The following is a 9,932-nucleotide window of genomic DNA, read 5'->3' as shown; positions in this document are numbered from 1 at the left end:
CCTGTGGTGCCGGTGGGACCGCCTGCGGCTGCGGTGTGACTGGTTGCGGCTGCGGCGTGACCGGGTAGGCGGAGGTCGGGTGCGACGCGGGTGGCTCCGGCCGTTGCGGTGGGGCCGGCGGGCGTTGCGGCGGTTGCGACCACGGTGTGCCGGCCACCTGGCCGTTGTCGACGCGCTGCATCGGCACGGCGGCGGTCCGCTGCGCGACGCCCTGGTCGGCCGGCGGTGACACGGGCCGCGCGGGCATCGGCCCCGCACTCTCGCCGTTGCCGGCGGCCCGCGGCGGTGGCGGTGCGGCGGGCGCGGCCCGATGCGGCTGCGGTGCGCCGGCCTGGCGCGGGTGGGGCGGGCCTGACTGCGGCGGCGGTGGCGGGGCCGGCGGCTGGTGGTGGACGGCAGGCGGCTGGTGGACGGCCGGTGGGAAGGCGCCGGGTGGGAAGGCGCCAGGCGGTGGCGGCATGGCCATGCCCGGCCGGTTGATCGGCGGGGGCGCGGGCGGCGCCGGGACCCGGATGGGCGGTGGTGGCGGCGGCACCGGCGGACCGGGCTCACCTTGGTCGTGGTCGGCCGACCCGGTCGCGGGCTCGTCCGGCGGCCACGGCTGGTCGGCGCCGTGCCACTGCGCCGAGCCGTTGCCGCTGGGCCGGTAGACCCGGTCCGAATCGTCAACCACAGTGGCCCCCTCCATCAACGCCCGTCACACCAGCCCCAAGGGTAAGGCGAGTCGGCGCCGTGCGGTCAGCCCTGTGAGCTCAGCCCGTGTAGACCGCCCACGCGCCCGGCTCGATCCACCACGATCGTTTCCTGGTCAGGTTGCCGGTCACGCCGTCGTCGACGAACGGCACCTCCGCGTCGCGGGGCAGCACCGACGCCGCCCGGCCGCGGGCCCGGCGCACCTCCACGCGGACCTTCGATTTGCCGAGCAGCGACCGGGACACCACCGGGACGGCGACCGCGACCTCGATCTGGCCGGACACGGGATCGGCACCGGTCAACAGCGGCAACCCGTCCAGTTCGGCGTAGCCGGCCGCGTTGCCGACCACACAGGCCAGCACCGGGTCGTCGCCGTTGGTGAGCACCGCGTCGTCGACCTCGACCCGGCCCTGCCAGGTGGCCAACCGCTCCTCGGCCCGGCCGCCGAGCAGGGCCCCGTCCAGGGTGACCGAGCCGGCGTCGGTGCGCAGCAGGTCGACCCGGCGGATCTCGGTGCCGAGCGCGGCCGCCGCGACGCCGGCCGGGTCGCGCGGCAGCCCGAGTTGCGCGGCCAGGTCGCGCGAGGGCGGGCCCATCGGGAGCACCGCCAGGGCCGGCAGGTCCGGCACGGTCCGGTTGTCGGCGAGGTCCGCGGGGCGGCGGCTGGGCGGTGGCGCGTACCGGCGGACGAGCCGACGCACGACGTGCCGCAGCTGACCGTCGGTGGCGATGGCCACCACCAGCCGGGTCTTGCTGTCGAGGTCGGGCCAGGTCAGCCCGTCCTCACGGGCGGGGCCGTCGAACCGGGCCAGGACGGCGTCGATGTCCTTGTCGGCGTGCGCGGTGACCGATTCGACCCGGGCGCCCGCCGCGCGCAGCGCGTCCAGACACGCCCGAACCGGAGCACGCAGGGTGTCGGCCTGGGCGTGCGAGTCGCAGGAGTCCGACCCGCAACACGCCTCACCAGCCCCTTCGGCAAGGCTCAGCAGCACCACGTCGTACAAAATGGTTCTCCGGTTTGTTGTTAGCCTGACACTTCGGGCTCGCCAAGTGGTCGCCACCCTGGCACCCGGGCCCCGTGGAGGCGGTCGAAAGATGCCAGCGATAGTGCTTCTCGGCGCGCAGTGGGGCGACGAGGGCAAAGGCAAGGTTACCGACCTGCTTGGCGGGCAGGTCGACTACGTGGTCCGGTACTCGGGCGGCAACAACGCCGGGCACACGGTTATCACTCCTGACGGCCAGAAGTACGCGCTGCATCTGATGCCGTCCGGCGCGCTCTCGCCGAACGCCGTGATCGTCATCGGCAACGGCGTCGTGATCGACCCCAAGGTGCTGCTCGCCGAGATCGACGGGCTCGCGGAGCGCGGTGTCGACGTGTCCCGCCTGCGGATCTCCGGCGACGCGCACCTGATCATGCCGCACCACCGGGCCCTGGACCGGGTGGTCGAGCGCTACCTCGGGTCGGCGCGGATCGGCACCACGGGCCGGGGGATCGGCCCCGCCTACGGCGACAAGGTCGCGCGGATGGGCATCCGGGTGCAGGACCTGCTCGACCCGGGCATCCTGCGGAAGAAGCTCGAGCTGACCCTGCGGGAGAAGAACCAGACCCTGTTCAAGGTCTACAACCGCAAGGCGATCGACGCGGACGCGGTGGTCGAGGAATATCTGGCGTACGCCGAGCGGCTGCGCCCGTACATCGCCGAGACCCGCGAGATCCTCTGGTCGGCGCTGGACCGCGGCGAGATCGTGCTGATGGAGGGCGCCCAGGCCACCATGCTCGACATGGACCACGGCACCTATCCGTTCGTGACGTCGTCCAACCCGACCGCCGGTGGCGCCTGTGTCGGTGCGGGCATCCCGCCGACCGCGGTCACCCAGGTCATCGGCGTCGCCAAGGCGTACACGACCCGGGTCGGTTCTGGTCCGTTCCCGACCGAACTGTTCGACGAGAACGGCGCGCACCTGCGCAAGGTCGGCGCGGAATACGGCACGACCACCGGCCGGGAGCGGCGCTGCGGGTGGTTCGACGCGGTGGTCGCGCGGTACGCGGTGCGGCTCAACGGCATCACCGACCTGGTGATCACCAAGCTCGACGTCCTGACCGGGCTGGAGAAGGTGCCGATCTGCGTGGGCTACGAGATCAACGGGGAGCTCCACTCCGACATGCCCATGTCGCAGACGGACTTCCACCACGCCGTCCCGGTCTACGAGGAGCACGACGGCTGGTGGGAGGACATCTCCAAGGCGCGCACGTTCGGTGAGCTGCCGGCGGCGGCGCGGTCCTACGTGGAGCGGATCGAGCAGCTCTGCGGCGCCCAGGTGTCGGTCATCGGAGTGGGCCCGGGCCGCGAGGAGAACGTCGTGCGGCACGAGCTTCTGCGCACCACCTAGGATCGGACATCGTGCGCGTTCTTCTCATTGGTAGTGGTGGGCGTGAGCACGCCCTCGCTCTTGGTCTGGCTTCCTCGCCCGGCGTCACGCTGATCGCGGCGCCGGGCAACCCGGGCATCGCCGAGGTGGCTTCGCTGCGTCCGGTCGACGCGATGAACCCCGACGCGGTCGCTGCGCTGGCCGTCGAGGTCGGCGCCGACCTGGTCGTGGTCGGCCCCGAAGCGCCGCTGGTGGCCGGCGTCGCCGACGCGGTGCGGGCGAAGGGCATTCCGTGCTTCGGCCCGACCGCCGCGGCCGCCGAGATCGAGGGCTCGAAGACCTTCGCGAAGGACGTCATGCACGCGGCCGGTGTGCCGACCGCCGGCGCGGTCTCGACGACCGATCTCGACGAGGTCGCCGCGGCGCTGGACCGGTTCGGCGCGCCGTACGTGGTCAAGGACGACGGGCTGGCGGCCGGCAAGGGGGTCCTGGTCACCGACGACCGGGACGCCGCCCTGGCGCACGCCGCGGCCTGCGGCCGGGTGGTGATCGAGGAGTACCTCGCCGGGCCGGAGGTCTCGCTGTTCGTGGTGTGTGACGGCGAGACGGCCGTGCCGCTGCAGCCCGCGCAGGACTTCAAGCGCATCGGCGAGGGCGACACCGGGCTCAACACCGGCGGAATGGGCGCGTACACGCCGCTGCCGTGGGCGCCGCCGTCGTTGGTGCCGGACGTGCTCGACCAGATCGTGCATCCGACGCTGGCCGAGATGCGCCGGCGCGGGCGGCCGTTCGCCGGGTTGCTCTACGTCGGGCTGGCGTTGACCCGCACCGGTCCCCGCGTGATCGAGTTCAACGCGCGGTTCGGCGACCCGGAGGCCCAGGTCGTGCTCGCGCTGCTGGAGACGCCGCTGGCCGGGCTGTTGCGAGCGGCCGCGACCGGCACCCTCGCGGCCGAGCCGCCGTTGCGCTGGCGGCCGGGTGCCGCGGTCACCGTGGTGATCGCGTCGGCCGGCTACCCGGAGTCGTCCCGGTCCGGCGACGTGATCACCGGTGCGGAGGGCGCGGGCTTCATCCACGCGGGCACCGCGCGGACCGCCGATGGCGACCTGGTCACCGCCGGCGGCCGGGTGCTGTCGGTGACAGCCACCGGCGCCGACCTGGCCGCGGCCCGGGACGCGGCGTACGCGCTGGTCGACCGGGTCACGCTGGCCGGCGCGGTGGTCCGGCGCGACATCGCACTGGCCGCTCTGGAGGGACGGATCCGCGTTCCGGAGTAACCCGTCGGGAACGCGACCATGACGCGGCACGAAAGCGGGATTCGCGCAGCTCCAACGGTTCGTAGCGTATGTGCCATGAGGACGTTCCGGATCCCGCTCGTGCTGGTCGCCGCCGCGGCGGCGACGCTGTTGTCGGCGTGTGGCGAAAAGCCTGACACCGATCTCGCGTCCGGCTCGCAGTCGCCGGGCGCGTCCTATGTGATCGGCGAGGACACGCCGACCGACGCCGACGTGAGCCCGAGCCCGGCGCCGACCACCAAGCCGCCGTCCGGCGGCGACAACGGTGGCGGCGAGGTGCGCAAGGATCCGTGGATCCAGTACTTCCGGATCAAGCAGACCCCGAAGTGCCCGTCCGGCGAGTGGCCCAACGGTCGCGAGGTGGTCGTCGAGTGGAAGGTGACCGGCACCGACAAGGTCACGCTCTCGGTCGACGGTCCGGGCGTCTACCAGAGCTACGGCGCCTCGGGCTCGGAGACCCTGTACTTCCCCTGCGGTGACTGGGGCCCGGGCGAGACCGCGAAGCACACCTACACGCTGATGACCGTCGGCGGTGGGCCCGTGGCGAAGAAGACGATCACGGCTACGGCTACCGTCAGCGGGGGGCCGACCGGCACCCCGTCGCCGATGGCGGAGGCGGCTGCGCCTGACGCGAACTGAGGTAGCGATGCCGGAAGGCCACACGATCCATCGGTTGGCCGCCCGGCATCGCTTGCTGTTCGTGGGGCACAAGGTCGACCTCAGCAGCCCGCAGGGCCGGTTCGCGGAAGGCGCGGCGCTGCTGTCGGGCACGTTGCTGACCGCGACCGAGGCGCACGGGAAGCACCTGCTGCACCACTACGCGGACGGCTCGAGCGTGCACGTGCATCTCGGGCTCTACGGCACGGTGACCGACGGTGCCGGCGAGCCACCGTCGCCGGTCGGCCAGGTGCGGATGCGGATGGTCGGCGGCGGGCACTGGCTGGACCTGCGCGGGCCGACGGACTGTTCGGTGCTGCTGCCGCCCGAGGTCGAGGCGTTGCGGGCGCGGCTCGGCGCCGACCCGCTGCGGCCCGGCGCCGACCCGGCCGCGGCGATCGCGCGGATCGTGCGCAGCGCGACCCCGATCGCGGCGCTGCTGCTGGACCAGTCGATCATCGCGGGTTCGGGGCTGGTCTATACGAGCGAGGTGCTGTTCCGGGCTGGCGTCGGGCCGACCCGGCCCGGCCGCTCACTGACCGCGGACCAGGTCGCCGACATGTGGACCGACCTGTGTGGGCTGATGGCGCGCGGGGCGGCGCACGGGCGGATCGACACCGTGCGCAGCCAGCACCTGCCGGAGGCGATGGGGCGCGCGCCGCGGGTCGACCGGCATGGCGGCGAGGTGTACGTCTACCGCCGGACCGGTCAACCGTGTCTGGTCTGCGGCACCCCGGTGGCCCGGGCCGGGCTGGCGGGGCGCAACTCCTACTGGTGCCCGGGGTGTCAGGCCTGAGGGTCGCGGAGACCGACGCTGCCCTCGAGGAACAGCAGCGGCGCGCCGTCGCGCGTGGATCTCGCGGACGGTCACCGCTTCGGCTTGCCGGTCAGCGCTTCGACCTGCCGGTGATCGCGCCGAGCGCGAGCGCCAGCAACGCGGCGCCGAGCGCGCTCCACATCACGCCGGTAAGCGTGTGCGGCGCGATGAACTCGCAGACGATGATCAGCGCACCGCAGGCCACCCAGACCGGGGCCGCGGCCCACTTGGCCCGCTTGGCGACCCGATCGTTGACCAGCACGAAGACCAGCGCGTAGACAGCGCCGGTGGCGGCGAACACCGCGGCGTAGCGGCCGAGGTGGGCGTAGCTCGCTCCGCCGGCGACCCGGAAGGCGAAGCTGCCCGCCACGGCGGACGCGGCGACCAGCACGGCGCCGCTGGCGGCGACCAGCAGCAGCGCCTTGCGCAGCGCGCGGGTGCTGCCCTGGGCCAACCGGGGCAGGGCGAGCACGGTGACCACCTGCGGCGCCCAGAGGGCGCCCTTGGTCAACACGGTGCCGACCGAGTAGGCGCCGGACGTGTCGGGCGTCAGGAGGTAGCGGGCCAGCAGCAGGTCGGCGTAGGAGATGACCAGCATCGCCAGCGTCGCCGAGCAGGCGGCCAGGATCTCGCGGCCGCGGATGGCGTCGGCGACGTGCGGCTTCCGGCTGCGGCACAGCACCGCGAGGGCCGGCGGGATCACCCAGGCGAACACGGCCCCGGCGATCAGTGACTCGGTGAGCCCGGCGCCGACCAGCAGGGCGCCGACGAGCCCGCCGTAGCGGCCGACCGCCAGCACGACCATGCCGGCCGCGAGGCGCAGGAAGCGCTGGTCGCCCTGCATCTCGCCGAGGCGGCGACCGGCGTACACGGTCGGCACGGTGGCGAGGGCGGCCAGCAGCGGGTACAACACCGGCAGGTCGAGCAGCGGCACCAGCACCGGGGTTAGCACGAGCAGCCCACCGGCGCCGACCGCGGCGGTGATGAGGCTGATCCGCGTGGTCGACGCCGCGCCGTTGCGGGCCCGGTGCACGGCGATCGCGATCTGCAGCCCGAGGCCCGGCACCGAGGCGATGGCGGCGAGGCCCGCCATCGTCGCCAGGGCGCTGAGGTCGGCGCTGCTGAGCTGGCGGGCGCCGATCACCGGCACCAGGTAGCCGAGCGCGTTGGTGAGGGCGCCGGCGATGGCGACCGCCGCACCGGCTTTCGCGATCCGCTTGGTGCGGGCGGAGGCCGGTGCGGCTCGTTTGACGGTCAGCGCAGACACGCCGTGCAGCCTAAGCCCAAACCCCTTCTTTGTGGGTTTTCGCGGGTCCTAGAGCCGCGCCAGGGCCGCCTTGAGCGGGTCGAGCCCGATCGAGCCCAGGTCGAGCGCCTGGCGGTGGAACTCCTTGAGGTCGAAGTCGGCGCCCTTGCGGGCCCGGGCGTCGTCGCGGGCCTGGAGCCAGATGCGCTCGCCCACCTTGTAGGAGGGCGCCTGGCCCGGCCAGCCCAGGTAGCGGTTGAGCTCGAAGCGCAGCACGTCGTCCTGGACGCGGCAGTGCCCGCGCATGAACTCCCAGCCGAGCTCCGGCGTCCAGCGCTCGCCCGGGTGGAAGCCGAACGGGTTGTCGCGCGGGATCTCCAGCTCGAGGTGCATGCCGATGTCGACGATGACCCGGGCGGCACGGAACGCCTGCGCGTCGAGCATGCCCAGGCGGTCGCCGGGATCGGCGAGGTAGCCGAGGTCTTCCATGAGCCGCTCGGCGTAGAGGGCCCAGCCCTCGCCGTGGCCGGAGACCCAGAGCAGCAGGCGCTGGTAGCGGTTGAGCAGCTCGGTGCGGACCGCGGTCTGCGCGACCTGGAGGTGGTGGCCCGGAACGCCCTCATGGTAGACGGTCGTGACCTCCTTCCAGGTCGCGAACTCGGTCTGGCCGGCGGGCACCGCCCACCACATGCGGCCGGGACGGCTGAAATCCTCGCTCGGGCCGGTGTAGTAGATGCCGCCGTCGCTGGTCGGCGCGATCATGCACTCGATCCGGCGGATCTGCTCGGGGATGTCGAAGTGCGTGCCGTGCAGCTCGCCGATCGCCTTGTCGGCCAGGCTCTGCATCCAGTCGCGGAAGGCCTCCTTGCCCTCGATGCGGCGGGCCGGGTCGGCATCGAGCGCGCGCACGGCGTCGTCGATCGAGGCGCCGGAGCCGACGATCTGGGCGGCCACCTTGCGCATCTCGCCCTCGATGCGGGCCAATTCTTCGAAGCCCCAGGCGTACGTCTCGTCAAGGTCGATCTTGGCGCCGAGGAAGTATTGCGAGGCGAGCTGGTAGCGCTCGCGGCCGGCGGCCTGCTTCTCGCGGCCGAGCGGCGCGAGCTCTTCGCGCAGGAACAGGCCGAAGGCCTGGGTCGCCGCGGTGGACGCGGCGGCGCCCCGGTCGAGCTCGCCGCGCAGCGCGCCGTCGGCGTCGAGCCGGTCGGCCAGCGCGTGGAAGAAGTTGTCGCGGGCCGGGTCGGTCCAGATGTCGCACTGCTTGGCCACCTCGATCATCTGGTGGCGGGAGCTGACGTGCCCCTGTGCGGCGGCCTCGCGCAGCGTCACCTGGAGCTGCTCGATCGCCCGCGGGAACGCGTTGAGGCGGGATGCGATGTTGTGAACCGCGTCACCGCCGTCGGTGGGCATGAGGTCGAACGCGCCGCGCAGGCCGTGCAGGGCGCTGGAGATCACGTTGATCTCGCTGGTCACCTCGCCGGCGTCGTAGCGTGCCAGCTCGAGGCCGAGCCGCTCCTCGATCGCCTCTTTGGCGACGCGCTCGGACTCGGAACCCGGCTCGACGCCGGACAGGTCGGACAGCGTGCGCCGGGTCAGGTCGGCGCCGGCCGCGAAGCCGTCGGGCGACAGGTCCTCGAACCTGTCGTCGTAGCCCTGGATGCCGACAAAGGTCGCGCCCGCCGGGTTGAGCGGTGCCCACTCGTCGACGTAGCGATTGGCGAGGTCGTCGATTCGTCCCACGCGTTCGACCCTACGGCACCGGTCTGCCGATTTTCGGTGCGCGGGACCCGTGTAGGGATGGATCGAGGGCCGCGTCCGAAAGTCGCGCGCTTTCTGTCGTACCCATCCGGCAGAGTGTCACGAGTGACGACGGCGACCAGTCCTGACAAGGCCGACCCGCGCAGCTGGCTTCCGGGCTTCGTGCTGCTCGGGGTGATCTGGGGTTCGAGCTTTCTGTTCATCAAGGTGGGCGTGGCCGAGCTGCACCCGCTCTACGTGACCCTCGGCCGGGTGCTCGCCGGCGTGCTGACGCTCCTCGCCGTGATCGCCGTGACCCGTGACCGGCTGCCCCGCGACCCGCGGCTCTGGCTGCACCTGACCGTCACCGGCGTGGTGGGCACGGCGATGCCGTTCACGCTGTTCGGCTACGGCGAGGAGCGCGTCTCGTCGTCCCTGGCCGGCATCTGGAACGCGACCACCGCCCTGCTGGTGCTGCCGCTCGCGGTCTACCTGTTCCGCACCGAGCGAATGACCGCGCACCGGGCGGTCGGGCTGTTGATCGGCTTCGTCGGCGTGCTGGTCGTGCTCGGCGTCTGGGACGGCCTGGGCGGCGCCCACTTCACCGGCCAGCTCATGTGCATGGCGGCGGCGGCCTGCTACGCGGTCGCGATCCCCTACACCAAGCGGTTCGTCAGCGACCGGCGCGAGTCCGGCCTCGCGCTCGCCGCCGGGCAACTCGTCACGGCGACGGTCGCGATCGCGATCGTGGCGCCGCTGACGGTCGGCGCGCCGACCCCGGTCTCCGACCTGTCGCTCAAGGCGATCGCCAGCATCGTTGCGCTCGGCGCGGTCGGCACCGGCCTGGCCTTCGTGCTCAACATGCGCAACATCAAGCTGGTCGGCGCGACCACGGCTTCGATGGTCACCTACCTGATCCCGGTCTTCGCGGTGGTGCTCGGCGTCCTCGCGCTCGACGAGCACGTCACCTGGCACCAGCCGGTCGGCGCGCTGATCGTGCTGCTCGGCGTCGCGGTCGCGCAGGGCCTCCTCGGCACCCGCAAACGCAGCGCACCGGCCCGCTCCACGCCCGAGGCGGAGCTAGCCACCGATCCCGCCTGAGGGCCTGTCCTGCCGC

At 72.8% G+C, this 9,932-nt stretch carries 8 protein-coding genes and 1 pseudogene; 5 read left to right on the top strand and 4 right to left on the bottom strand.

Going from position 1 to position 9,932, the window contains the following annotated elements; genetic code table 11:
* Both Air01nite_RS39685 and Air01nite_RS39680 read right to left on the bottom strand, forming a co-directional pair.
* A pseudogene (locus tag Air01nite_RS39685) lies at positions 1-673 on the bottom strand (hypothetical protein); the annotation flags it as partial.
* A gap of 79 nt (positions 674-752) precedes the next feature.
* Entirely contained in the window at positions 753-1,697 is a 945-nt protein-coding gene (locus Air01nite_RS39680) for a diacylglycerol kinase family protein (protein ID WP_203708578.1), read from the bottom strand.
* A gap of 91 nt (positions 1,698-1,788) precedes the next feature.
* Between Air01nite_RS39680 and Air01nite_RS39675 the strand changes: the two genes are divergently transcribed.
* The 4 genes from Air01nite_RS39675 to Air01nite_RS39660 all read left to right on the top strand — a co-directional run bounded on the left by Air01nite_RS39675 (position 1,789) and on the right by Air01nite_RS39660 (position 5,811).
* Entirely contained in the window at positions 1,789-3,084 is a 1,296-nt protein-coding gene (locus Air01nite_RS39675; protein ID WP_203708577.1) for an adenylosuccinate synthase, read from the top strand.
* A gap of 11 nt (positions 3,085-3,095) precedes the next feature.
* Positions 3,096-4,340, top strand: a complete 1,245-nt coding sequence (purD, locus tag Air01nite_RS39670) for a phosphoribosylamine--glycine ligase (RefSeq protein ID WP_203708576.1) — start codon at positions 3,096-3,098, stop codon at positions 4,338-4,340.
* A gap of 75 nt (positions 4,341-4,415) precedes the next feature.
* The gene (locus Air01nite_RS39665; RefSeq protein WP_203708575.1) at positions 4,416-4,997 is read left to right on the top strand and encodes a hypothetical protein; all 582 of its coding nucleotides are present in this window, start codon (positions 4,416-4,418) and stop codon (positions 4,995-4,997) included.
* Positions 4,998-5,004: 7 nt separating this feature from the next.
* Positions 5,005-5,811: an Fpg/Nei family DNA glycosylase gene (locus tag Air01nite_RS39660; RefSeq protein ID WP_203708574.1), complete on the top strand. Its 807-nt coding sequence runs from the start codon at positions 5,005-5,007 to the stop codon at positions 5,809-5,811.
* Positions 5,812-5,902: 91 nt separating this feature from the next.
* Here Air01nite_RS39660 and Air01nite_RS39655 read toward each other — a convergent pair whose 3' ends face one another.
* The gene (locus tag Air01nite_RS39655) at positions 5,903-7,099 is read right to left on the bottom strand and encodes a polysaccharide biosynthesis protein (protein ID WP_239091281.1); all 1,197 of its coding nucleotides are present in this window, start codon (positions 7,097-7,099) and stop codon (positions 5,903-5,905) included.
* Positions 7,100-7,147: 48 nt separating this feature from the next.
* The gene (locus Air01nite_RS39650) at positions 7,148-8,818 is read right to left on the bottom strand and encodes a DUF885 domain-containing protein (protein ID WP_203708573.1); all 1,671 of its coding nucleotides are present in this window, start codon (positions 8,816-8,818) and stop codon (positions 7,148-7,150) included.
* A 123-nt stretch (positions 8,819-8,941) separates the two neighbouring features.
* Between Air01nite_RS39650 and Air01nite_RS39645 the strand changes: the two genes are divergently transcribed.
* Positions 8,942-9,916 carry a DMT family transporter gene (locus tag Air01nite_RS39645; RefSeq protein WP_203708572.1) on the top strand — a complete coding sequence of 325 codons (975 nt, stop codon included), beginning with the start codon at positions 8,942-8,944 and terminating at the stop codon, positions 9,914-9,916.
* The last annotated feature ends 16 nt before the right edge of the window (positions 9,917-9,932 follow it).

It is taken from the genome of Asanoa iriomotensis, from assembly GCF_016862515.1.
GTDB lineage: Bacteria > Actinomycetota > Actinomycetes > Mycobacteriales > Micromonosporaceae > Asanoa > Asanoa iriomotensis.
This window is presented reverse-complemented; position numbering and strand designations above follow the sequence as displayed.